This is a genomic window from Streptomyces sp. TLI_053 (assembly GCF_900105395.1).
In the GTDB taxonomy this organism is placed as follows: Bacteria; Actinomycetota; Actinomycetes; order Streptomycetales; family Streptomycetaceae; genus Kitasatospora.
The window spans coordinates 2,071,170-2,095,263 of the sequence record NZ_LT629775.1 but is presented as its reverse complement, the minus strand read 5'-3'; the positions used below and the strand labels follow the sequence as shown (position 1 = coordinate 2,095,263).

The 24,094-nt window shown below is 75.4% G+C and carries 18 protein-coding genes; 5 read left to right on the top strand and 13 right to left on the bottom strand.

Annotated elements, in window-relative coordinates:
• Positions 1 to 4: 4 nt before the first annotated feature.
• Positions 5 to 559, top strand: coding sequence for a GNAT family N-acetyltransferase (locus BLU95_RS08180; RefSeq protein ID WP_093859402.1), 555 nt, complete (start codon positions 5 to 7; stop codon positions 557 to 559).
• A 32-nt stretch (positions 560 to 591) separates the two neighbouring features.
• Here the strand turns inward: BLU95_RS08180 and BLU95_RS08175 are convergent, their stop codons facing one another.
• Positions 592 to 1,899, bottom strand: a complete 1,308-nt coding sequence (locus tag BLU95_RS08175; RefSeq protein ID WP_093859401.1) for a PucR family transcriptional regulator — start codon at positions 1,897 to 1,899, stop codon at positions 592 to 594.
• Positions 1,900 to 2,100: 201 nt separating this feature from the next.
• Between BLU95_RS08175 and BLU95_RS08170 the strand changes: the two genes are divergently transcribed.
• Positions 2,101 to 3,024, top strand: coding sequence for an esterase/lipase family protein (locus BLU95_RS08170; RefSeq protein WP_400754362.1), 924 nt, complete (start codon positions 2,101 to 2,103; stop codon positions 3,022 to 3,024).
• Positions 3,025 to 3,294: 270 nt separating this feature from the next.
• Positions 3,295 to 4,509 carry a hypothetical protein gene (locus BLU95_RS42185; protein ID WP_093859399.1) on the top strand — a complete coding sequence of 405 codons (1,215 nt, stop codon included), beginning with the start codon at positions 3,295 to 3,297 and terminating at the stop codon, positions 4,507 to 4,509.
• A 19-nt stretch (positions 4,510 to 4,528) separates the two neighbouring features.
• On the opposite strand, the gene BLU95_RS08160 is transcribed toward BLU95_RS42185, so the two are convergent.
• On the bottom strand, positions 4,529 to 5,110 hold the full coding sequence (locus tag BLU95_RS08160; RefSeq protein ID WP_093859398.1) for a HutD/Ves family protein: 582 nt from the start codon (positions 5,108 to 5,110) through the stop codon (positions 4,529 to 4,531).
• A gap of 82 nt (positions 5,111 to 5,192) precedes the next feature.
• The gene (locus BLU95_RS08155; RefSeq protein WP_502689815.1) at positions 5,193 to 6,470 is read right to left on the bottom strand and encodes an MFS transporter; all 1,278 of its coding nucleotides are present in this window, start codon (positions 6,468 to 6,470) and stop codon (positions 5,193 to 5,195) included.
• Between the two features lie 116 nt (positions 6,471 to 6,586).
• Here BLU95_RS08155 and BLU95_RS08150 point away from each other — a divergent pair, with 116 nt between their 5' ends.
• Positions 6,587 to 7,765, top strand: a complete 1,179-nt coding sequence (locus BLU95_RS08150; protein WP_231978700.1) for an ROK family protein — start codon at positions 6,587 to 6,589, stop codon at positions 7,763 to 7,765.
• 146 nt (positions 7,766 to 7,911) lie between these two features.
• Complete coding sequence (locus BLU95_RS08145; protein ID WP_093859396.1) at positions 7,912 to 9,018, top strand: PLP-dependent cysteine synthase family protein; 1,107 nt, start codon at positions 7,912 to 7,914, stop codon at positions 9,016 to 9,018.
• Positions 9,019 to 9,154: 136 nt separating this feature from the next.
• Here BLU95_RS08145 and BLU95_RS08140 read toward each other — a convergent pair whose 3' ends face one another.
• The 10 genes from BLU95_RS08140 to BLU95_RS08095 form a co-directional block, all read right to left on the bottom strand.
• Complete coding sequence (locus BLU95_RS08140; RefSeq protein WP_093859395.1) at positions 9,155 to 11,554, bottom strand: right-handed parallel beta-helix repeat-containing protein; 2,400 nt, start codon at positions 11,552 to 11,554, stop codon at positions 9,155 to 9,157.
• Positions 11,555 to 11,960: 406 nt separating this feature from the next.
• Positions 11,961 to 12,839, bottom strand: coding sequence for an MOSC domain-containing protein (locus tag BLU95_RS08135; RefSeq protein WP_093859394.1), 879 nt, complete (start codon positions 12,837 to 12,839; stop codon positions 11,961 to 11,963).
• A 302-nt stretch (positions 12,840 to 13,141) separates the two neighbouring features.
• Entirely contained in the window at positions 13,142 to 13,945 is an 804-nt protein-coding gene (locus BLU95_RS45810; RefSeq protein WP_400754311.1) for a DUF6643 family protein, read from the bottom strand.
• A 559-nt stretch (positions 13,946 to 14,504) separates the two neighbouring features.
• A complete protein-coding gene (gene mscL / locus BLU95_RS08125) occupies positions 14,505 to 14,966 on the bottom strand; it encodes a large conductance mechanosensitive channel protein MscL (RefSeq protein ID WP_093864720.1) in 462 nt (153 codons plus the stop codon).
• A 138-nt stretch (positions 14,967 to 15,104) separates the two neighbouring features.
• Positions 15,105 to 16,298, bottom strand: coding sequence for a DegT/DnrJ/EryC1/StrS family aminotransferase (locus BLU95_RS08120; RefSeq protein WP_093864719.1), 1,194 nt, complete (start codon positions 16,296 to 16,298; stop codon positions 15,105 to 15,107).
• Positions 16,295 to 17,965, bottom strand: coding sequence for a hypothetical protein (locus tag BLU95_RS08115; RefSeq protein WP_093859393.1), 1,671 nt, complete (start codon positions 17,963 to 17,965; stop codon positions 16,295 to 16,297). Before BLU95_RS08115 ends, BLU95_RS08120 begins: the two co-directional genes overlap by 4 nt.
• Complete coding sequence (locus tag BLU95_RS08110) at positions 17,965 to 19,038, bottom strand: GNAT family N-acetyltransferase (protein WP_231978405.1); 1,074 nt, start codon at positions 19,036 to 19,038, stop codon at positions 17,965 to 17,967. The genes BLU95_RS08115 and BLU95_RS08110 overlap by 1 nt, the downstream gene beginning before the upstream one ends.
• A 100-nt stretch (positions 19,039 to 19,138) precedes the next feature.
• On the bottom strand, positions 19,139 to 20,404 hold the full coding sequence (locus BLU95_RS08105) for a glycosyltransferase (protein WP_107452498.1): 1,266 nt from the start codon (positions 20,402 to 20,404) through the stop codon (positions 19,139 to 19,141).
• A complete protein-coding gene (locus BLU95_RS08100) occupies positions 20,401 to 22,332 on the bottom strand; it encodes a tyrosine-protein kinase family protein (RefSeq protein WP_093859392.1) in 1,932 nt (643 codons plus the stop codon). Before BLU95_RS08100 ends, BLU95_RS08105 begins: the two co-directional genes overlap by 4 nt.
• A 521-nt stretch (positions 22,333 to 22,853) precedes the next feature.
• Entirely contained in the window at positions 22,854 to 23,984 is a 1,131-nt protein-coding gene (locus BLU95_RS08095; protein ID WP_231978403.1) for a glycosyltransferase family 4 protein, read from the bottom strand.
• Positions 23,985 to 24,094 lie beyond the last annotated feature (110 nt).

Sequence of the window (24,094 nt, the reverse complement as noted above, 5' to 3'; positions counted from 1 at the left end):
TCGCATGCTTCGAGGCGAGAAGATCGGGCTGCGGGCCCGGCACGAGGACGACATCCCGGTCCTGCTGACCGAGCTCCACGACGACGTGGCCAACTCCTCGCGGGCCGAGAGCGCGCCGTGGCGGCCGATCCCGCCCGGAGCGAAGGAGTCCCGGCTCTCACTGGACCGCGTGGACGACGCGGTCGTGCCGTTCTCCGTGGTGGAGCTGGGCAGCGGCGCGCTCCTCGGCAGCGCGAGCCTGTGGGGCATCGACAACCACAACCGCCTCGCGCACCTCGGGCTCGGGCTGAGGCCCTCCGCCCGCGGCCGGGGTCACGGCAGCGAGGTGGTCTCGCTGCTGTGCCACTACGGCTTCGTCGTGCGCGGTCTGCGGCGGCTGCAGGTCGAGACCCTCGCGGACAACGCCGCGATGCTCCGCGCCGCCGAGGGCAACGGCTTCGTCCGGGAGGGCGTGCTGCGCTCCTCCGCGTGGGTGATGGGCGAGTTCCTGGACGAGGTGCTGCTCGGCCTGCTGGTCGAGGACTGGAAGGGCCGGGGTCGGGAAACGGTTCGGGGCTGAGCAACGGTCCGGGGCTGAGCAACGGTCCGGGGTCAGGGGACGGTCCGGGCGCCCGGGGTGTGCCCCGCGGCGGCCCGTTCGGCGTCGCGGGCGGCGAGGGCGGCCGTGATCCGGGGCAGGTCGGCCGGCCGGGTGGGGTCCAGGCCGGTGCGGGCGGCGATCCGGCGGAGCCGGTAGTCCACGGTGTTGGGGTGCAGATGGAGCACCTGGGCCGTGTGGCGTCTGCTGAGACCCCCGGCGAGGTGGACCCGCAGCGTGGTGAGCAGCTCGCCCGCGCCGTCCAGCGGGGCGAGCAGTGCGGCGAGTCGCGAGCGGGCCCGGCTGGGCCGGCTGAGCTGGTACTCGACCAGCAGGTCGTCCAGCCGGTGCAGGCCGGGTGCCCGGCCGACGGCCAGGGCCACCTCGAGGACCTCCGCCGCGAGCGCGGCCGCCGCCGGGACCTCGGCGGGCGCCGAGGCCGCCCCGCCCGCCCGGACGGTGACGCCGGCCGCGCGGGCGAGCCGCCGCAGGGTCTCGGCCAGCCGCTCCCAGGCCTGTTCGGGCACGGCCTCGGGGTCGTGCTCCAGCGGGACCAGCACCACACCGCCGCCGGCGGTGAGCGCCGACAGCGCCGACTGCCGGGTGGCGTGGTCGAGTTCGGTGCGCAGCCGGCGCAGCTTGCGGTGCCCCGCCACGGCCCGGTCGACGTCGGGCGAGCGCTCGTCGGGGTGTTCGGCGACGGCGAGGCGCAGCACCGCGTACGCGGGCGGCAGGACGGTCCCGGCCCGGCCGGCCGCCGCCTCGGCCTCGGCGGGCGCGCCGTCCAGCAGTGCGGTGACCAGGGCTCCTCGGGCGGCCCGCCGTTCGTCGGCGTCGCCGCGGCCCTCCGCCAGGTATCCGGCGCAGGTCGCGGCGGCGGCCCGGCGCAGGTGGTTGAGCATCAGCCGGTTGAGCAGCAGCAGGTCGGCCGCGTCGCCGTCGTCGGCGTGCCGGGTGATCAGCTCCCAGCAGACCTCCATGCCGAGATGGTGGGCGAACAGGACGGCGTCCAGTGGCACACCCTCCTCGGCGCGCCGGGCGGCGGCCTCCCGGACGGCGGCGAACTCGCCCTCGGGGGCCGGGAGTCCGGTGCGGACGGCATGGGCGAGGGCGCGGATCCGGCGCGCGGCGACCGGGACCAGTTCGCCGGTGGCCAGTTCGCGGGGGAAGCGTCGGTAGGCGGGTACCCGGTCCAGCAGCGCGGCGACCAGGGCCTCGGCCAACTCGGGCACGGCGCTCAGCAGACGCTGGTCGGCGGCGGTGCCGCCGATCACCGGGATCCGCCAACCGGTTTCGGTGGGGGGTGAATTGTGACCGGTCACAGAGAACTCCGTCGAGGTCTGGAAGCTGCCCGAGACCCAGGTCGGAGGGGCGACCGCAGGATGGAGGCACTCGGGTTACCTGTTGGTAACAAACTTCCGCTCCGGAGGCAACCGTTGAGAACCCCACTTCTCCGCTCCGCCGCAAGGCCGTTGCGCCGCAGGCTTCTTGGGTCTGCCGGTGCGGCGCTGCTGGCCGGCGCACTGCTCGCCGGCGGTCCCGCCGGCGTGGCCCGGGCGGCGGACGCGACCCCCACCGCGATCCCCACCGCGTCCGCCGCCGCTGCCTCCGTACCGGCCGCCGCGGGCGAACTCCCGCCCGACGGCGACACGGTGGCCTCGCCGCCCGGCGCCAACGACTGGAACTGCCGGCCGAGTGCCGCCCATCCGAACCCGGTGGTCCTGGTGCACGGGACCTTCGCCAACCGGTACGAGAACTGGCTGGTGCTCTCGCCGCTGCTGAAGAGCCTGGGCTACTGCGTCTTCGCCCTGGACTACGGCACGGTCCCCGGCATCACCTCCTCCGGCAGCGGGCTGCTGCTGCCGATCGGCGGGCTCGCCCCGGTCACCGACTCGGCGGCCCAGCTCGGGCGCTTCGTCGACCTGGTGCGCGGCGCGACCGGCGCGGCCGAGGTCGACCTCGTCGGCCACTCGCAGGGCGGCATGCTGCCGAACTACTACCTGAAGTTCCTCGGCGGCGCGGCCAAGGTCGGCAAGCTGGTCGCCCTCGCGCCGTCCAACCACGGCACCACGCTGGACGGCATCACCAATCTCGCCCCGTACTTCCCGCGCGTCGCCGAACTGATCTACACGGCCTGCGCGGCCTGCCGGGACCAGGCGGTCGGCTCCGACTTCAACCGGCGGATGGCCACCAGGCCGGACACCGTCCCGGGTGTGCGCTACACCGTGATCTCCACGGTCTACGACGAGGTCGTCACGCCCTACCGGAGCCAGTTCCTGGACGGGGCGGGCGGCGCCGGTGCGGCGGCCGTGGACAACGAGGTGGTCCAGGCGCACTGCCCGCTGTCGCTCGCCGAGCACGTGGCCGTCGCCTTCGCGCCGACTGCGCTGCACCTGGTCACCAACGCGCTCGACCCGGCCCACGCCACCCCGGTGCTCTGCGGCTGAGGCCGTCACCGGGGTGCGTCCGGACCGGCCTCCCGCCGTCGCGCGGGAGGCCGGTCCGTCCGTCCGTCCGTCCGCCCGTCCGTCCGCCCGTCCGGCCGCCCGCCCGTCCGTCCGTCCGTCCGTCCGCCCGTCCGCCCGTCCGTCCGTCCGTCCGCCCGTCCGCCCGTCCGCCCGTCCGTCCGCCCGTCCGTCGGCCCGTCCGGCCGCCCGGTGCGCCGGGTGTCGGTGGTGGCCGGGATACTGCCGCTCACCCGAGGACAGGAGAGTGGCATGGGCTGGGTCGACGAGGTACCGGTGCCGGTGACGGACGCGTGGGCGGACTGGCTCGCCCACGCGGAGGCGCTCGACGCGGCGGGTGATCCGCGGGGGGAGGCGATCCGGCTGGAGCACTCCGGGGCGGCGGGCGACGACGCGCAGCTCGCCGCGCTGTACCGGCGGGTGGAGCGCGACTGCGGGCTGGACGGGCTGCGGGCCGACGGATCGTGGCGCCTCGGCTGGTTCCGCGGTTTCCTCGACACGGCCGTGTTCCGGCCGGCGCCGGAGACCGCGGCGGGGCGCCGGGCGCTGGTGGCACGGCTCCTGGCGGAGCTGCCGCACACCGGCGCCCACGACCCGGACGATCCGGAGCAGTGGGAGGCCGTGCTGGTCGACGCGTTGCTGTGCCACCCCGCCTCCGGGCGGCTGCGCACACTGGAGCTCCACCTGACGGACCATCACCATTCCGCCGGGACGGCGGCCGCCGCGCTCGCCGCGCGGCAGCGTCCCCGGCTCGCGGAGCTGTATCTCGGGCACGACTTCGACACGCTCTTCGAGCTGCACCGGACCTCGACGGGCAACCCGCTGGAGGTCGAGCGGTACCTGCACCACCCGGTGGTCCCGCCCGAGGTGGGCCGGGCGCTGTGGCCCGCGCTTCCCGCCCTGCGCGCTCTGGAGCTCGAAGGGGCCTTCCTGCTCGACAACGTGGTGCACGACGGGCTGACGCACCTCCGGACCAGGGGCGCGGTCTTCTCGGACGGCTCCCTGTTCGGGACGTCCACGCCGGGTCTGGTCACGCTGGAGGTGGAGATCGACCACGACGTGCACGGCACGGTCTCCGGCAATGCGCAGCTGGCGGAGCTCGACCCGGCCGGGTACCCCCGGTTGAGGCACCTCGACCTGGGCGCGGCGGTCTTCGAGCCCGAGGAGGCCGGCGACTTCCTCGTCCTCGCCGAGAGCCCGCTGCTGCCGCAGTTGGCGAGCCTGACCGTGCGGGAGCTGGTGATCGAGGACACCGACGCGGAGCGGGAGCCGCTGGAGGTCCTGGCCGGGCTGGCCCCCCGGTTCGCCCATCTCGATCTGCGGGTGGAGGGCGACACGGAGATCGAGGGGGCCGACGAGCAGGCGGTGGAGCGGGTGCTCGCGCTTCTCGGCCTCGGGGCGGAGGAGAGCGAGGGCGAGGGCGAGGGCGAGGGCGAGGACGAGGACGAGGGCGAGGGCGAGGAGTGAGGCGGCGTGCCGGGCCCGGTCAGTCGACGGCCGTGCGCAGGACGAGCACGGCGGTGGTCCCGGTGGGGCGGAGGGTGTGGGTCGCGGGGGCGGTGAGGTGCGCGGCGTCGTAGCGGGCGAGGGTGGTGCCGGCGTCGAGGGTCGCGGTGCCGGAGAGACAGACCAGCAGGACGGTGGCCCCGGTCGGGACCTCCACCGTCCGGGCCTCGTCCGCGAGGGTCACCTCGGCGGTGGCCCGGCCGCGCCGGGTCATCACGTTGAAGTCGACCAGCGGGCCGCCGAGCAGCCGGCAGTCGGTGGCCGCGTCGCCGGAGAAGGCGAACGGGCGGAACGGCGCGTCGACGACGTGCTCGGTGCCGTCCACGGTCAGGGCCATCCCCGGGCCCTCGACCAGGGTGATCACCCGGTCCACGCCGGGGAAGGCGGAGAACGGTCCGGCCGACCCGACGTCGGCGAGGCTGACCCGCCACCGGAAGTCGTCCAGCCCCGAACCCGCCGGGTACCCGGCGACCTCCCTGGTCACCCCGCCGCCGTTGCGCCAGGCGGTGGCCGGGCGATCGGCGGCGCGGAGGAGCTGGACCGGTCCGGTGCTGTTCGTCATGGCGCGATCCTCGCACGGGGCCGCAGCCGCGGGGGAGGGGAAGCGTCCGGCGCCCGCCGGGCGGTCAGTGCCGCCGGGCGGGTCAGTGCCGCCGGACGGCCAGTGGGAGGAGGGCGGCGACGGTGGCCGCGCCCGCCACGGTGGTGAGGGCGAGCGGCAGGCTGGTCGCGTCGGCCAGGAAGCCGATCACCGGCGGGCCGATCAGCATGCCGCCGTAGCCGAGGGTGGAGGCGAGGGCGACGCCCCGGGGGCCGCCGGCGGCACCGGCCCGGGCGATGGCGAGCGGGAAGAGGTTGGCCAGCCCGAGCCCGACCAGGACGAACCCGGCGAGGGCGAGCGGGACCAGCGGGGCGAGCGCGGCCAGCAGCATGCCGGCGGCCGCGGTGAACCCGCCGAGCAGCATCACCCGGTGCTGGCCGAGCCGCACGGACAGCCAGGTGCCGCCGATCCGCCCGGTGGTCATGGCGAGCGCGTAGGCGACGTAACCGGCGGCGGCCACCTGGGCGCCGGCGTGGACGTCGTCGGTCAGGTGCACGGTGGTCCAGTCGGCCACGGCGCCCTCGCCGTACGCGGTGCAGAGCGCGGTGAGGCCGAGCAGCAGGACCAGCAGGCGGCCGGCGCCGGCGGCGGTGCCGCCGGAGGGGGACGTGGAGGAGGACGGGGCGGCGGACGTGGAGGAGGACGGGGCGCCGACCGGTCGCGCCGCGGGGCTGCGGAGCAGGGCGGCGCCCGCGAACGCGGTGACCGCGAGGCCGAGCAGTCCGGCGATCGCCAGCCACTGGGCGGCCGTCAGGGTGCCGGCGAGCAGGCCGCCCGCCCCGGCGCCGAGCAGGCCGCCGAGGCTGTACCCGGCGTGGAAGCTGGGCATGACGGGGCGGCCGAGCTCGCTCACGATCTCGACGGCGGCGCTGTTCATGGCGACGTTCGCCCCGCCGTAGCCGGCGCCGAAGAGCAGCAGGACGCCGCCGAGCGCGGGCACCGAGTGGGTGTGCGCGGGCAGCGGGACGGCGACCGCGAGCAGGGCGAGCGAGGCGACGGTGACCGGCCGGGAGCCGTACCGCAGGCAGAGCCGGCCGACGACCGGCATGGTGGCCACGGCGCCCGCCGACACGCAGAGCAGGGCGAGGCCGAGCGCCCCGTGCGAGGCGCCGACCTGGTTGCGGATGTCGGGGATCCGGACGACCCAGGCGGCGAAGAGCAGGCCGTCGACGGCGAAGAAGGCGGTCAGGGCGAGCCGGGCGCCGCCCCAGGAGGGGAGGAGGGACGCGGGGAGGGTGCGGGATCGGGCGGCGATGCTGCGAGACTGGGGGGACGGCCGGTCGGCGGGGGCATGGGGACGAATTTTGTTTCGGAGCGGCACAAAGTAAGAATAGGGACGTGCAGCTCTCACCTTCAAGTCCGAAGCCCGGGACCGGGGCCGAACTCGACGCGCAGCGCGACGCCCACCGCCGCGCGGCCCCCGACCGCGGCCGGACGCTGCTCGGTCCGGCGCTCCAGCTGATCCACACCGGCCAGACCCCGACCCGCTCGGCCCTCACCCGCGCGCTCGACGTCACCCGGGCCACCGCCGGCGCCGTCACCGCCGAACTGGAGGCACTCGGGCTGATCACGGTCGACTCCCGCCCGGCCGGCGGCGGCCGCGGCCGCCCCTCGCACCGGCTCGCCATCGACCCCGCGGGCCCGGTGGTCGTCGCCGGGCAGATCCACGCCGACGGTCTGAGCGTCACCCTGGCCGGCCTCGGCGGGCTGCTCGACCCGCCGGTCCACCTGCCGCTGCCCGCCGCCACCGACCCGGTGCGGATGCTGCGCGCGGTGGCCCAGGCGGGCGCCGAACTCGCCCGCGCCACCGACCGCCGCTGCCTCGGCGCGGCGCTCGCCCTGCCGAACCCGGTCACCGAACCGGACGGCACGGCACTGGCCGCACTGCACTTCGCCTGGCCCAGCGGCACTCCCGTGGCCGACCTGTACGACGTCGAGGTGGGGCGCGCCGAGCACGGTCCGAAGGCGTTCGACCCGCTGCCCACCTCCATCGCCAACGACGCCAACCTGGCCGCCCTCGCCGAGTACCGGCACGGTGCCGGACGGGGAGCCCGGCACCTGCTGCTGGTCACCTCCGGCCACCGCGGGGTCGGTGGCGCGCTGGTCATCGACGGGCGGCTGCACACCGGCAGCGCCGGGCTGGCCCTGGAGGTCGGCCATCTGACCGTCGATCCGCAGGGCCGGCCCTGCCAGTGCGGCAACCGGGGCTGCCTCAACTCCGAGACCGACCCGGACGCGCTGTTCGCCGCCGCCGGTCTGACGCCGGACCCGGCACGACGGCTGCTCGACCAGGCCGGTGAGCTCTGCCGGGCCGCCGCCGTCGACGAGCGGGCCCGGGCGGCCGTGGAGCACGTCATCGACCGGCTGGGCCTCGGGCTGGCCGGGGTCGTCAACATCCTCAACCCGGACCGGGTGGTGCTCAGCGGGCTGCACCGCGACCTCCTGGAGGCCGCGCCGGACCGGCTGCGGGCGGTGGTGGCCGACCGCAGCCTCTGGGGGCGCAGCGGCCGGGTGCCGATCGTCGGTGCCGAGCTGGCGCACAGCGCGCTGGCCGGGGCGGCGGAACTCGGCTGGCGCCCGTACCTGGCCGATCCGCAGTCGGTGCAGGTGGGGTAGCCGCGCAGCGGGGAGCCGTGGGTCCCGGTGGTCGATAAGCGGAGCCTGGAGCTTCACATAATGTCACTTATCGTGACACTCGTACACTCGTAGTGAGCGCATCGGAGGGGGGCTTCGAAGAACTCGCACGAGGAGAGTGGCAGGCCGTGGGGACCGAACCGATCGTCGACGTCGACCGCACCGACCCGGAGTACCGGAGTTGGCTCAAGGAGGCGGTCCGCAAGGTCCACGCGGACGCCAACCGCTCGGCCGACACCCACCTGCTGCGCTTCCCGCTGCCCGCCGAGTGGGGCATCGACCTCTACCTCAAGGACGAGTCCACCCACCCCACCGGCTCGCTCAAGCACCGGCTGGCGCGCTCGCTCTTCCTCTACGGCCTCTGCAACGGCTGGATCCGCCCCGGCAAGCCGGTCATCGAGGCGTCCAGCGGCTCCACCGCCGTCTCCGAGGCCTACTTCGCCCAGCTGATCGGGGTGCCGTTCATCGCGGTGATGGCCAAGTCCACCAGCCAGGCCAAGATCGACCTGATCGAGTTCCACGGCGGCGAGTGCCACCTGGTGGACCGGCCCGACGAGGTGTACGCGGCCTCGGCCGAGCTCGCCGAGAAGACCGGCGGTCACTACATGGACCAGTTCACCTACGCCGAGCGCGCCACCGACTGGCGCGGCAACAACAACATCGCCGAGTCGGTCTTCGCCCAGCTGCGCCTGGAGCCGCACCCCGAGCCCACCTGGATCGTGGCCACCGCCGGCACCGGCGGCACCTCGGCGACCATCGCCCGCTACGTCCACTACATGCAGTACGACACCCGGATCTGTGTCGCGGACCCGGAGAACTCCTGTTTCTTCGACGGCTGGGTGCGGGAGGACCCGGACGCCGTGTGCGACCGGGGTTCGCGGATCGAGGGGATCGGCCGCCCCCGGATGGAGCCGAGCTTCGTCCCCGGGGCGATCGACCGGATGATGAAGGTCCCGGACGCCGCCTCGATCGCCGCCGTCCGGGTGCTGGACGGGGTGCTCGGCCGGAAGGCGGGCGCGTCCACCGGGACCGGGCTGTGGAGCGCGCTGCGGATCGTCGCCGAGATGCGGGCGGCCGGGGAACGCGGGAGCGTGGTCACCCTGCTCTGCGACCCGGGCGACCGCTACCTCGACAAGTACTACGCGGACGAGTGGCTGGCGGGGGAGCGGATCGACATCGCGCCCTACCTGTCCGGGCTGGAGTCCTTCCTGGCCGGCGGAGCCTGGACGGACTGACGGACTGACGGACTGACGGACTGGCGGGCCGACGGACTGGCGGGCCGACAGGGCGCCGAGCCGACGGGCCGACGGGCCGCCCGCTCCGGGGTCGGCGCCCCGCCGCCGTGGCGGGGCCGCCCCCGGTCGGCCCGGGCTACGGCAGTCGGGGCGCCGGAAGGTCGGTGGGGACGAGCAGCTGGAGGTCCTCCGTGGACGGGTCGTCGAGCTGCGCCACCCGCATCGCGTGCCGCTCCACCATGGTCTCGAAGACCTGGCGGGCGGTCCGGCCGTTGCCGAAGGCGGGACCGCGCTCGATGCCGGCGAAGTGCTCCAGCAGCGCCAGCTCGGTGGCGTCGGCCAGCGCGTACTCGTGCTCCGCGCACTGGGCGCGGGCGATCTCCAGCAGCTCCTCGGCGGTGTAGTCGGGGAAGGTGACGGTCCGGGAGAACCGGGAGGAGACGCCGGGGTTGGCCGACAGGAACCGCTCCATCTCGGCGGTGTAGCCGGCCACGATGACCACCACCTCGTCCCGGTGGTCCTCCATCAGCTTCACCAGGGTGTCGATCGCCTCCCGGCCGAAGTCGCGGGCGCCGTCCTCGGGGGCGAGCGCGTACGCCTCGTCGATGAAGAGCACGCCGCCGCGGGCCCGGTCGAAGGCGGCGGCGGTGCGGATCGCGGTGGAGCCGATGTGCTCGCCGACCAGGTCCACCCGGGCCACCTCGACCAGGTGCCCGCGCTGGAGCACCCCGAGCGAGGCGAGGATCTCGCCGTAGAGCCGGGCCACCGTGGTCTTGCCGGTGCCGGGGGCGCCGGTGAAGACCAGGTGGCGGCGGAGCGAGGGGGCCTTGAGCCCGGCCTGCCGACGCCGCCGACCGACCGAGATGAGGTCGATCAGGGTCCGGACCTCCTGCTTGACGGTGGCCAGGCCGACCAGTCCGTCGAGTTCGGCCAGGGCCTCGTCGGCAGGCCGGCAGTCCGGGATCGGCCCGATCACAGCGGGTGCGGCAGAGGCCAGGGAGCCTGTGGAGGCGGCGAGTTGGGCGCGCGGTCCGGGGATCTCGGCGGCCGTCGACGGCAGCGCCGCGACATCGTCCGAGGTGCAGCCCTCCACCACCGGGCCGGGCTCGGAGAACTCGAAACCGGCCCGCTCGTTCTGCTCGGCCCGGCACCGCGTCAGCACCGTGCGGCAGCCGTCGATGATGTGGAAGCCGAAGCCCTTGCCGTGCGAGACCCGGCAGTCCTCGAAGGTGCCCCGGCCCTGGGCGGAGACGTAGACCCCGGCGTCGGAGCCGGCCCTGACGGTGCAGTCCCGGAACACCGGGTCGGCGCCCTTGGTGACGATCACCCCGGTCGCCACGTCGGAGATCTCGCACTTGGTCAGCACGCCGCCGCTGCCGTGGTCGCGGAACCACAGCCCGGTGCCCGCCTCCTGCACCCGGCAGCCGCTGAGCGTCACCGTGGCGCCGCCGCTGACCGACACCGCCGAGCTGCGGATCCGGCTGAACGAGCAGCCCTCGGCGACGGCGGCGGAGTCGCGGTCCAGTACGAACAGGGCGTCCGGCAGGTCGTGCAGGGCGCAGTCGGTGAGGGTGAGCCGGGCGCCGTCGCTGACCCACAGCGCCGGGTACTCGCCGTTGGAGCCGTGGATCTCGCAGGACTCGGCGCTCGCCTCGGTGCCCTGGTCCCAGACCGAGAGCGCGCCGCGCCCGAAGTCCCGCACCGTGGAGTGGGCGAGGCTGAGCCGGGCCCGGCCGCGAAGGTCGGCCGCGTTCTCCGGCAGGTCGTGCACCCGGCAGCCGGTCAGCACGAGCTCGGCCTCGCCGTCGAGCGTGAGGCCGTTGCCGGTGACCCGGTGGATGTCGCAGTCGACCAGCCGCCCGCGGGCCCGGTCCTCGGCCTGCACCCCGCTGCCGCGGATCTCGTAGATCTCGCAGCCGGTCAACTCGGCGGCGCTGCCCGGGTCGGAGAGCAGGACACCGGCGCCGCTCGCGTGGTGCACCCGGCAGCGCTCCAGCGCGGCGGTCGCGCCGCCGAGCACGGCGAGTCCGGCCTGACCGGCGGCGGAGACCTCGCAGTCCTCGAACGCCGCCGCGGTGCCCGGGCCGCGGAGCCGCAGTCCGAGCCCGTCCGGGTTGGAGACCGCACAGCCCTTGAGGGTCGGCCGCGCGCCGTCGGTGACCTCGAACCCGGCGGCGGAGCGGGTCTCGACCCGGCAGCCGGTGAAGGAGGGGGCCGCGTCCGCACCGGACACCAGCACGGCGGGGGAGGACCGGTCGCTGCCCTCGATCACCAGGTCCAGGACGGCGGCCGAGGCCGTCACGGTGAGCGGGACGCCCCCGGGAGGGTCGATCCGGACGGTGCCGGGGCCCTGGGCGGGGACGATCGTGACCACCTTGTCCACGACCACGTTCTCCCGGAAGGTCCCCGGCCGCACCGTCACCGTGTCGCCGGGTTCGGCGGCCGCCAGGGCCTCGGTGAGCGTGTCGTACTCGCCGGCGCGCCGCCGCCAGCGGGATGCGCTGTCCTGGGTGACCCGGACCCTGTGCTCAGCCATGACGGTTTGTTGTCCCCACCTTCATCGAGCCGGCGATCTGCGGACCGGACGCACGCGGGCCCGTTCGCCCGGACGCGGCGCACGGGGTGCGCGGGTCGTCCGCCCACCGTAGCGCGCCCGCGCGGATGCTCCCGCCGTTCGGTACCGCTCGGTGACGGGCGGGGCCGGGCGCGGTCGCGGGTTCACCACATGCTTCAACGAGTGCGCACAGTTCCGGTTCCGGGACGCGGGTGCGGAACCGGCCGCGGCGGCGACGGGGGCCGCGGTGGGCGGGCGGCGGTTGCGGGGCCGGCCGGGAGCCCCGGGCGCGGAGAACGCGCGCGGCCACCGGCGCGTGGGCGCCCGCACCGTGCGCCGGGAGCGCCCCGGCACCTTCCGGTGAGGGCGCCCGCGGCGGACCGGCCGCTCAGACCAGCCGGTCGGACGGCCAGACCATGCCGTCCTCCAGGACCTCGACCTCGTCACCGAGCCGCAGCGTGCCCAGCACATCGCCCTCGACGCCCGCCGGGCGCTCCGGGATCAGGTTCTGCCCGAAGGCGGCCTTCTTCAGCAGCCGGTGGTGCTTGGCCAGGGTGCGCAGCGGCTCCGGGCCGCGCCGCTCGCCGCTCTCCTGGTCGGTGGTGGTCACCACGCAGCGCCCGCAGGGCTTGACCACCCGGAAGGTCAGCTCGCCGATCCGGATCCGGCGCCAGCCGTCCTCGGCCCAGGCGTCGCTGCCGGAGACCACCGCATTGGGGCGGAACCGCTCCATCGGCAGGGTCTCGTGGCCGTCCGGGTGCGCCTCGGCGATCAGCCGGTTGAGCTCGGCCAGCGAGGCGGTGGTGGCGAGCAGCAGCGGGAAGCCGTCGGCCATCGAGACCGTGTCGCCCGGGGAGGAGAAGCCCGGATCGACGGGCCGGGCGCGCGGGTCGTCCAGGTGCACCAGCCGGTAGTCGCCGAGCTGCTCGGCGATCCACAGCTGGGCCTCCTTCTCGGCCTCGGCGGCGTGGAAGCGGGTGCCCCAGACCTCGACGTCGGCGAGCTGGTCACCGAGCGCGACCGAGGGGGCGGGGATCTCGGCGCGGGAGCCGCCGGGAGTGGTGAGGACGAGGGCGCCGGCGGGGGTGAGCCCGGTGCGGACCTGGCCGAGGGCCGGGTTCTCGCGCTGGCTGACGAAACGGCCGGTGGCGTCGGCGAGCATCCAGCGGCGGTCGCCGGCCAGACCCCACGGTTCGACGGGAGCGCTCTCGGGGCTCAGGCGGTACATGGACTTGACGGGGTAGACGTGGAGTCCGGTGAGCTGCATGTCTCCATCCTGCCAGCACCGCCGGGACCGGCCGCGGGTGAGTCCCCGGTGCTGCGGCGGCACGTGCCCCGGCTCGTTGCTTCGGACGTTGCCCCGGGACGTTGCCCCGGGAGGTTGTCCGACACGCTGCCCCGACACGTTGCCCGAACGCGCACGGACCGCCCGGAACGCCGGTGTGGGGCGGCGTTCCGGGCGGTCCGTGGATGACCCGTTTCTCCGTACGCCCGGCGTCGTTCGGTGCGCGCCGGGTGGTGCTCAGGTGGTGCGGGTCCGGGCCGGGTGGGGGTCCGGACCGGGCGGTGTCAGTAGCCCTGTGCCTGCGGCTGGTAGCCCTGCTGGTACTGGCCGTGCTCGCCGTACGGGCCGGGCCGCTGCGGCTGCATCGGGCGGACCGGGGCGACCGGGGTGACGGCCGGACGCAGCTGGGCGCCGCCGAAGGACTGGTCGGCCGAGCCGCCGAAGCCGCCCTGGTGGCCGCCCTGGCCGCCGAAGCCCTGCGGGCCGCCGAACGACTGCTGGCCGCCGAAGGACTGCGGGCCGCCCTGGGGCTGGCCGGCCGTGCCGTGCGGACCGGCCGGCTGGGCGCCGAAGGTCTGCTGTCCGCCGTTGCCGCCGACGAAGGTGTTCTGGCCACCGAAGCTCTGGCCGCCGGAGGGCTGGTACCCGCCGGTGGAGGCCTGGGTGAAGCCCGGCGTCGGAACCTGCGGGCGCTGGCCCGGCAGATAGGGCTGCGGAGCGCCGTACCCGGGGACCGCCGGCTGGGGCGCGGCGGCGTACGCGGGGGCGGGCTGCGCCGGGATGTACGTGGTGGCCGGACCGGAGGGGGCGCTGCTCGGGCCGGGGCCCAGGGCGAGGCGGGCCGGCGGCAGGGCGGGGAGGTTGCCACCGGGACTGTCGTACCCGGAGCCGTACCGGTTCTCGTAGGACTGGCCGGGGAGGCCGGATCCGTAACCGGTCGACAGGGCCGGCGGCAGGGCGGCCGGCACGTTGATGGGCGCGATCTGCGGGACACCGCGCTCTGCGACGAGGCTGTCGTAGATGGGCGTGCCGGAGGAGAAGGACGGAGAGGGGTAGCCGACTCCGTCGTAGGAGCGGGGCGAGGTCATGGGGCATACGGTAAGCCCACAACGAGCCTACTGAGGAGACTGGGAGGCGGAGCAGTTCGAGTGTTTACACAAGCTTCGCTCGAACAAAGGTTTCGAAAGTAGTAAGAACGGACAAATTGGCGATGACTTCAGGCCACTCCGTGCCCGCTCCGGGGGCTCGAACGGGGCCCGCACGCGCCCGTCGAAGCCCCGTGCGGTGACGGGGCGGTGGACGGTTCGGGGACTGTCGAAGAAACTTCTGCGGGCAGGGCGTGTACCGGCGCATTCGAGCCCCCGCCGACGGTGTGGCGGGGGCTCGTGAATGTTTCGGGGATAAAGTCCCCGTCAGAGCATTCGCGGGGTCCGTCCGGGCAGTTCGCGGGGCCCGTCCGGGCCCCGGACGGGCCGGACCCGGGCCGCTCCCGGCCGGCCGGGGAGGCCGAACCCCGCTGGAACGCCCCCGACTTGCCGCCGGTCCGCCCCCGGCCTGCCGCCCGCCCGACGCCGGACGGCCGCCCGGTGGCCACCGAGCGGCCACCGGGCCGTGCGCCGCGTCCCGGTGCAGCGGCGCCGCGTCCGCTCAGCGCACCTCGGCCGGGCGGGGCGTGCCGCCGTTCTGGGCGGGGAAGCCCGGCAGTCCGGCCACCTCGGAGGTGCAGAACGAGCAGCGCACCGCCGCGACCGGGATCCTGCTCAGGCACTCCGGGCAGTCCGCCTTGGCGACCGGCGCCGGCTTGTCGCCGTCGAGCCGCGCCTGCAGCTTGCCGACCGGCACCACCACGATGAAGTAGATCACCGCGGCGACCAGCAGGAAGCTGATCAGCGCGTTGACGAAGACGCCGTACGGGAACCGGGTGCCGGCCACGTCGAAGGTCTTCAGGGTGAAGTCGCCGACCGCGCCGGTCGCGACCCCGATCAGCGGGGTGAGGAAGGCGGTCACGAACCCGGTGACCACGGCCGTGAAGGCCGCGCCGATCACGATGCCGACCGCGAGGTCGACGACGTTTCCACGCAGCAGGAAGCTGCGGAATCCCTTGAGCACCGGGAACTCCAAATCCGTACGGGGAGAGGTGGGACGGGACCACGGGCCCCGGCCGGACATCCTGCCGACCGGGGGTCCCCGCGGTCCAGCCGCGTTCACCCGATCCGCGTAACGGGGACGCGGCCCGGCGCGGTCGGATCAGGCGGAGCGCAGACGCTCCGCGTACGGCTGGATCCGGGCCACCGCCTCGGCGATCCGGCGGACCGTCGGCGCGTCCATCTGGGACCACAGCGGCACGGTCAGCACCGAGTCGGCGAGCCGGTCGGTGAGCGGCAGCGCCTCGGCCTGGCCGAGGTGGGCGTAGGCCCGCTGGCGCTGCACCGGCGGGTGGAAGTAGCGGCGCGAGTCGATCCCCTCCGCCCGCAGGGCGTCGGCGAGCCCGCGCGGGTCGAGGCCGAACGCGGCGGCGTCCAGGACGAGCGTGAGGTCCTTGAAGGTGGAGGTGTCGCCCTCCTCCGGCAGGGCCAGCCGCAGCCCCGGGAGCCCGGCCGTGACGGCGGCGAACTCGGCCACCAGCGCGCCCCGGTGGGCCACCCGCTCGGGCAGTCCGGCCAGCCAGTTGAGGCCGACGGCGGCGTGCAGCTCGCTCATCCGGGCGTTCAGGCCGGGGAACAGCGTGTCGTAGTCGCCGGGGTTGCCGTAGTCGCGGGCGGTGCGCAGCCGCCGGGCGAGCGCGGCGTCCCGGGTGGCGACCAGGCCGCCCTCGCCGGCCACCGCGACCTTGGTGGGGCTCATCGAGAACACCTCGGCGTAGCCGAAGTTGCCGACCGGCACGCCCTTGCGACGGCTGCCGAAGCCGTGCGCCGAGTCGTAGACCAGCGGCACCCCGGCGGCGTCGGCGACCTCCTGGAGGCGCTCGACCTGGCAGGGCGTGCCGTAGACGTGGGTGGCCATGAGCGCGGCCGGGCGGTCGGCGGCGGCCAGCCGGGCGGCGGCGTCCTCCGGGTCGAGGGTGATGTCCCGCTCGCGGGCCTCGGCGAACACCGGGGTGCCACCGGCCCAGTGCGCGGCGTGCGCGGTGGCGGAGAAGGTGAAGCCGGGCATCACCACCGCGCGCCCGCCGTCCACCTCGGCGGCCTGGAGCACCAGCATCAGTCCGGTCGTGCAGTTGGAGACCGCCACCACGTGCGGCACCTCCAGCAGCGCGGCCGCGGCCTCCTCGAGTTCGGCGACGGTGCGCCCGTTGGTGAGCTGTCCGCTGTCGAGCACGGTGCCGAGCCGCTCCAGCAGCGCGGCGCGGTCGGGCACCTGGACCCGGGTGAGCGGCAGCCCGTCGGGGAAGGCGGGAGTGCCGCCGAGGGCGGCGGGCAGGGCAAGGGTGTCGGTGGTCATGGCGCGGTCGATCCCCCCTGGGACGTTGACGGTGACGGTGACACGATGGACGACGGTGGAGCGGTGGACGACGGTGACACGGTGGACGAGGGTGAGGCGGTGGACGACGGCGGGACGGTGAGCCGGACGGGCGGTGCCGCCGCCGCGGGCACGGACGGTGCCGCCGGTGGCCCCGGCGGCTCGGGCGTCCGCCGGGCGCCCCACTGCCCGGGCGAGACCCGCCAGACCGGTGGCGGCCGGCGGACCGCGGTGCGGCCCCGGCTCGCGGTGGTGGCCGGGACGACCAGCAGCACCAGGGCGAGCGGCAGCACCTGGACCCGTTCGCGGGACAGGATGCCCATGTTGTTGATGGTCGAGAAGGCCCAGCAGAACAGCAGCGTGTAGACGGCGGCGAAGGCCACGTAGGAGCGCTGCACGAACAGCCGGGGCAGCCGGGACAGCCGGGGCCAGGCCCTGATGAACATCACCAGCAGCGCGAAGCACTCCACCGACTGGATCAGGTTCTGGATGTTGGAGGCCTCGAACGGGAACGGCCGGAACAGCACGCTGATCACCGCGACCGGCAGCCCCGCCGGATTGAGGCTGAACTGCGGCGCGGCGTCCTCGGGCGCGGTCGCGTTGATCATCGAATTGCCCTGGCTGGTGCGTCTGGAGGTCTCCGAGAGCACCTGGTTGACGGCGTCTCCGCCGGTCCCGTCGGTGCCGAAGAAGGTCGAGACCTGCTGGAGCATCAGCACCGCCATCGCGCCCAGCACCACCGCGGTCAGGATGGTGCGCAGCGGCCCCAGCGCGCTGGCCTGCTGCGGACGGCGGCGCAGCACGTACGCGACCATCAGCCCGGCCCCGGCCAGCGCGGTGACGTGCGGGCGCACCATCGCGGTGCCCACCGAGCCCAGCGCGATGCAGAAGAAGGCGCCGAACCGCCGGTCCAGCAGCCGTGCCGTGCCGTAGGTGGTGAGGCCCAGACAGAACATCATCCAGGCGTCCTTGCCGATGCTGGAGGGCCAGAACAGCAGCGAGGGCAGGAAGAAGACCAGCTTGGCGTACTTGCGGGTGTCCGCCTCGGGGAAGGCGATCTGCAGCGCCCGCCAGAACAGCAGCAGGCCCCAGAAGCCCAGCCAGGAGAAGACCAGGAAGCCGCCGATCAGCGAGGGGCCGGTGATCGCGTACACGATGCCGGTGACGATGATGACGAAGCCGGTGCCGGCGACCTTCATGCCGAGGTCGTAGTGGACGCCGCCGAGCAGGTCGGCCTGGTCCAGGTAGGCGGCGAGCTCGGTGCCCTTCTGGTGGTACATCTTGGCGTCGGCCGCGCCCCCGTACAGCACGAAGGCCATCAGGTAGCGGGGGAAGGCGCAGAGCAGTTTGGCGGTCATCGCCAGCAGCAGCAGCCGGAAGACGTCCCGCTCGGGGTTGGCGGCCGCGATCCGCGCCAGCAGCGGGGTGCCGATGGCCATCAGTGCCGGGAGGATCAGCAGCGCGCCCCAGGTGTCGTACGAGGTGTGCACCGAGGCGAGCACGAAGAGCGTGACGTAGCCGGTGACCAGCGCGGCGGCGAGGGCGGACGGCCAGGGGACACGGCGGAGCACCGCCGGGGCGGGCCGGGGGACGCGCCGGAGCACCGCCGGGGCGGTGGCCGCCGGGCCCGGTCCCCCGGGCGCCGCCATCAGAACACCTCCAGGTCGCCGAGGCTGAAGCGCCAGTCCGCCAGGGTGAGCGGGGTGGCGCCGCCCGGGCCGCGGGCGGCGAGGGTCATCCCGGTGCGCGGGGCCCGCAGGTAGCCGGCCCGCAGCGCCGCGTCGGCGGCCTCGGTGCCGGGGGAGAGGTGGGTGGCGACGTGGTCGCAGCCGGACTCGCGGGCGGCGGCGCGCAGCAGCCGGACGGCGCTGTCCCGGTCGCCGGGGCGGACCACCAGGTCGGCGAGGGTGAACTCGGCCAGCGGGCCGCGTCGTCGGGGCCGGCCGACGGCCAGGCCGGTCAGTTCCCCGCCGCGGTGCACGGTGAGCACCCGGTAGTCCAGGCCGGGTGCCTCGCCGTACCGCCAGCGCAGGAACTCCGGGGTGCGGTGGACGGCGAGCCGGGGGTCGGTGGCGTCGGCGGCGGCGCGTTCGCGCAGCAGTTCGGCCAGCGGGCCGTGCACGCCGGTCACCGCCGGGTCGGCCAACCAGGCCCGGGCGGTGGGCAGTCGGCAGTCCGGGGGGCCGGCCGGCGCGGCGGCCGGACGGCGGGCGAGGGCGGCGCGCGCCCCCCGGGCGAAGGCGGTCGGGCGTACGGCGCGGACCGCGATCGGTACCCGGCCCAGCTCCTGCCAGCCCATCTTCCGGTAGCCGGGCAGGCTGTTGCCGTTGGGTGTGTTGAACACCAGCTCGGTGTCCCCGGCGACCTGGTCGAGCAGGTCCAGGGTGAGCCGGCGGAAGATGCCGCGGCCCTGGAAGTCCGGGTGGGTGGCGGTGTCCACGGGGCGGACGGCGTTGACCGGGCGGCCGTCCGCTCCGCCCGCCTGCCACCGCCAGCGCAGGAAGAGGCGGACCCCGGCAAGTCGCCCGTCGGCGGTCTCGGCGACCAGCCCGGGGCTGGCGCCGAAGGGATTGCGAAGGTGCTTCCAGGCGAAGAACTCGGCGGTGCGGGTGCCGGTGGGTCCGCCCGCCAGCGAGGCGGTGAGCAGGTCGAGCACGGCGGGAAGGTCGGGCTCGGCCGGCGGGCGGAAGGTCAGCTCGGCGGGGGCGGGCAGGGCGCTCACGTCCGGACTCGCTCTCCCATCGGAGGTCGGGGGGTCAACGGGGAAACGTCGGTGCTCCGGGGTTCTCCGGCTGCGGGTGCTCCGGCTGCGGGTTCTCCGCTCAGTGCCGCAGGACCCGCGTGTACACGGCCTCGACGGCGCGCTGGGCGCCCGCCACGTCGAAGCGCTCGGAGCGCTCCCGGGCGGCGGTCGCGAGCCGGGCGCGCAGGTCAGGTTCCTCGGCCAGTCGGGCGAACGCGTCGGCCAGCGCGGACGGGTCGCCGGGCGGGACGAGGTAGCCCTGCTCGCCGTCGTCCAGTACCTCGGGCATGCCGCCGACCCGGGTGACCACCGAGGGCAGTCCGCTGGTCATCGCCTCCATCAGCGCCACCGGCAGGCCCTCCTGGCGCGAGCTCAGGGTGAACACGTCCAGCGCGGGCAGCAGGTGCGGCACGTCGGGGCGCGACCCGGTCATCAGGACGGCGTCCGCGATGCCCAGTTCGGCGGCCCGGGCGCGCAGTTGCCCCTCGAGGGGCCCCGCTCCGATCAGGACCAGCCGGGCCCGGGGGTGGCGGCGCAGCAGGTCGGCGTGGGCGGCGAGCAGGGTGGCCTGGTCCTTCTTGGGGGTCAGGTTGCCGACCGTACCGACGACGAACGCCTCGTCGGGCAGGCCGAGTTCGGCCCGGGCGGCGGCCCGGGCAGCCGGCCCGCCGGGGGCTCCGGCCAGGTCGGGGCCGTGGTGCACCACGGTGACCCACTCGCCGGGGCGGCGCCGTCCCGGCGGGACGGTCCGGGCGACGGCGTGCGAGACGGCGATCACCGCGTCGTTGCGCCGGTAGGTGAGCGCGTTGGCCCAGCGGGTGGCCGGGCGGTAGCGCTCCCAGACGTTGTGCTCGGTGTGCACCAGCCGCGGTCCGGGGCCGGTCAGGGTGGGGGTGAGCAGTCGGGCGGCGGCGGCCGGTACCGGCATGTGGGTGTGCACCAGGTGGTACCGGCGTTCGACGAGCAGCCGGCGCAGCCGCAGCGGCCAGCGCGGATCGGCCCGGCCCGGGGTGCCGGGGACGCCGCCCAGGCAGTGCACGGTCACCCCGGCCTCGGTGAGTGCCGGGGCGAGCGCGTCCTTCCACGGCAGGACGTAGGCGACCTCGATCCGGTAGCGCGAACGGTCCGCGTGGCGGGCGCAGTTGAGCAGCAGCTGTTCGGCGCCGCCGCGGCCGAGGCCCTTGGCCAGCCACAGCACCCGCACGGGTGCGTCCGCCGGGCCGGGCTCCGGGTCGGGCTCCGGCGTCCGTTCCGGCCCCGGCTCCGCTGCCCGCGGCGCGCCGCCCGGGGGCGGGTCGTTCGGCGGCGCGTCGCCCGGGGGCGGGTCGTCCAGTGGTCCGCTCATCGCTCCTCCGCCTCGCGCAGCAGGGCCGGTTCGCCCTGGTCGCCGCCGTACCCGCGGCCGTTGGCGCCACCCGGGGCGGCGTTCTTCGGGTCGGCGTTCTTCGGGTCGGGGCCGGTCGGGCCGTCGCGGTTCGGACCGGCGTGGTACGGGCCGGTGTTGTCCGGTCCGGTGCCGTTCTCCCCGGACGGCGCGCGCCGGGCCCAGCTGGGGGTGGTCCGTCCGCCGCTGCGCTCCCCGGGCGGTTCGGCGGCCCGGTCCGGCGCGGGGGCGGAGGTCCGCTCCGCCGCCGGTCCGGACCGGCGCGGCAGCGCCGTCGGCTGCTGCTGGTGCTGCCCGCCCCGCCCGGCCGGTCCGGTCGCCCCGGCGACGCCCGCGGGCCCGCGCCGCCGCCCACCGGAGCGGCCGTCGGTGCCGAGCAGTGCCACGCCCGCCACCGGCACCCCGGTCCGGGAGAGCAACTCGGCCACCCGGTCCGCCTGTTCGGGGGTGACATTGCCGCTGCGAACGGTGACCAGCACGGCGTCCGCGTGCTGCACCAGGTCGTAGGCGTCGTTGGCGTGCAGCAGCGGGGAGGTGTCGATCAGGACGATGTCCGCGTGCGGCCGGACCCGCCGCAGCACATCGCCGGCCCGCAGTACCAGGGCCGCCGGGTAAGCGGTGGTGTTGCCGCCGGTGATCAGCGAGACCCCGGCGACGTTGGTCGGCCGGATCAGCTCGTCCAGTTCGTCGAGCCGCTCACCGCTGAGCAGTTCGGCCATCCCGGGCCCGTCGCCCACGCCGAGGTGGGTGTGCAGCTGCGGGTGGCGGAAGTCGCAGTCCAGGACCAGGACGCCGCGGCCGGTCTCGGCGAGTGCGGCGGCCAGGTTGGCGATGGTGATGGTCCGGCCGTCGCGGCTGCCGCCGGAGGCGACCAGGACCACCGGCGCCGGTTCGGTGAGCGGGCGCGGCACGGTCCGCTTCGCGTCGTCGCCGCCGGCCGGCCGGGCCAGCGTGTCCGGGCCGGTCAGCAGCAGGGTGGAGCGCAGCGAGCGGTAGGCCTCGGCGGCCGGGTCGGACGGCCGGGCGCGTACCAGCGGTTCGCGCACCCGGCGCTGCCGGCGGGACAGGTGCGGCACCTCGCCGATCACCGGCAGGCTGAACGCCTCCTCGACCGCGTTCCGGCTGCGCAGCCGGGTGTCCATCCGGCTGAGCATGAGCGCCGCGACCACGCCGAGCGCCAGGCCGAGGAACACCGCCAGGCCGAGCCGGACGCTGCGGCTGGGGGAGGAGAGCAGGTTGCTGGTGCCCTGGCGGGCGTCGATGCTGCCCCACTGCTGGATGGCGTCGGTCTGGGCGCTGTTGGCCAGCTTGCTGATCGTGGTGAGGGTGGTGGTCAGCGAGGTGTTGGCGGCGGTCAGCTTGGGCTGGAGCTTGGGCTGGTCGGCGGGGGCGGAGCGGTTGTACTGGGCCTGGATCTCGTTCAGCTGCTGCTGCTGGGCGTCCGCCTGGGCCTGCAGCTTCTTGATCGTCTCCGCGGCGCTGCGGGCCGACTCGTCGCTGTAGCCCTTGATGATCGCGGCCGAGTACGCGGTGGCCAGGTCGGAGCAGGACTGCCCGGTGGGGCCGGTGGTGGCGATGGTCAGCATCTGGGGGCTGTCGGCGGTGACGGTCCGGCGGGCGATCAGCTCGGACGCGTCGGCGATGCCGAGCTGTTTCGCGGCGGCCGCCGCGACGTCCGCGCCCTGGGCGTAGGAGAGCACCTGGTCGGCCCGGACGGTGTCGCCGGCGCCGGCGACCGGGGTGATCGCGACCTTGCACTTCCATTTGGCGTTGTCCACCGTGTCACCGGCCGGGGTCAGCAGCCAGCCGACGACCAGCGCGGCGAGCGTGCAGCCGACGAGCAGTCGCCAGTAGCGCCGCAGGACGGTGAAGTGGTTTGCCGGTTCCACCGGTTGGATCCCCTCGCGTTCGTGGTGCGGTGGTGCTGTCAGCGCCCGCCGCCCCCCTGTCCGGGAGCGCGGTGGGTCCGGGTACCGCTGGTCGGGTCACGCGCCGGGGCGCGACCGGCAGACCCTCGCGGGCACGGTGGAATCCCTCGGCTGATGTCGCAACCCGCCCCCCTGACGACTCGCGGACAACGTCCTGAACGACGTACTCCCCACGGTGTGGTCCGGCCCGGTGGTGCACCGCGTGCGCCGCACGCCGACCGCCGCCCCCGCCGGATCCCCTTGCGATGCTTCCCGAGCCCCGACGTGCGGCGCAACCGCTTTGGCGATACTGGTCCGGGAGATCGTGTCCACCGGCCGCCGACCCGCCCGGATCCGGACAGAACGGGCCGTCGGCGGTGTACGCCCCTCGTACCGGGCGGGGGCGCACACGCCGACGGGTCCCGGCTCCGGGGCGGGGGCCGGGACCCGTCGGTGTGTCCCGGCTCGGGGCGGAGGCCGGACCGTCCGGGCCCGGGGCGCGCTCAGACCGTCCGCAGCCGCAGCGAGCGCTCGTAGAACCCCACCATCTGCGCCGACACCTGGTGCAGCGTGAACGAGGTCAGGAACCGGGCCCGCGCCGCCTTCGCCCGCACCCGCGCCGCGGCCCGGTCCTCCAGGGTGTCGGTGAGCGCCGCCGCCAGCGCGGCCGGGTGCTCCGGCGTCACCAGCCGGGCGTAGTCCTCGGACCCGACCGTCTCCCGCAGGGCCGGCACGTCGGCGGCCACCAGCGGCACCCCGACGCCCATCGCCTCCATCGCCGCGCTGCCGAGCCCCTCCCAGCGGGACGGCACCGCGAACGCGTCCGAGGCCGCCATCAGGTCGAAGACGTCGTCGCGCGGGCCGAGGAACCGCACCCCGCCGGTCGCCGCGGCCAGCGCCCGCAGCCGCTCGCTCTCGCCGCCCTCGCTGCCGGCCAGCAGCAGCACCGCCTCCGGCTCCGCCCGGAGCACCTGCGGCCAGGCCTCCAGCAGGACGTCCAGGCCCTTCTGGTACTGCTGCCGGGCCGCGGCCAGCACCACCGGTACGTCCTGCGGCAGCTCCAGCGCCGTCCGGACGGCGGCCCGCCGGTCCGGCGTCACCGATCCGAGCAGCTCGGGGTCGCGCCCGCGCGGCACGACGTCGATGCGCTGCGACGGCACCCGCAGCCGCCGGGCCATCGCCCCGGCCACGTACCTGGTCAGCGCGTGGAAGCGCCGGGTGCCCTGCGCGGTCGTGGCGTCCACCGCCTGCGCGGCCCGCACCTTCCACGGGTTCAGTCCGCGCGCGTTGCGGTGCTCCGGCCCGTACGCCGCGTTGACCAGGCTGGTCACCACCGGGGTGCGGGCCGCCAGCGCGGCCGCCCGGCCCAGCACGTCCGACTCGTAGAGCGTGGTGTGCACGAGGTCGGGCCGCCGCTCGCGGACCAGCCGGTGCAGCGCCGCGACGGTACCGCCCCGGGTGGCCCGGCCGACCCCGAACACGTCCGCCCCGGCCGCGGTGAGCTCGGGCTGGAAGCCGCCGGGGGAGTCCTTGAGGTACGCGACGTCGAGCTTCACCCCGGCCCGTACCAGCTGGGGGGTCATCGCCACCAGGCCCTGCTCGGCCCCGCCGACCCGGCTCACGCTGTCGATCACATAGAGCACATGCACAGGCCAACCCCCGCCCTCCTGGGCGCCCCCGGTCTCCCGTGCCGGGAGGGCGCCCTGACTGCCGCTCAGCATCGCAGGTCGCGGTCGGCGCCCGC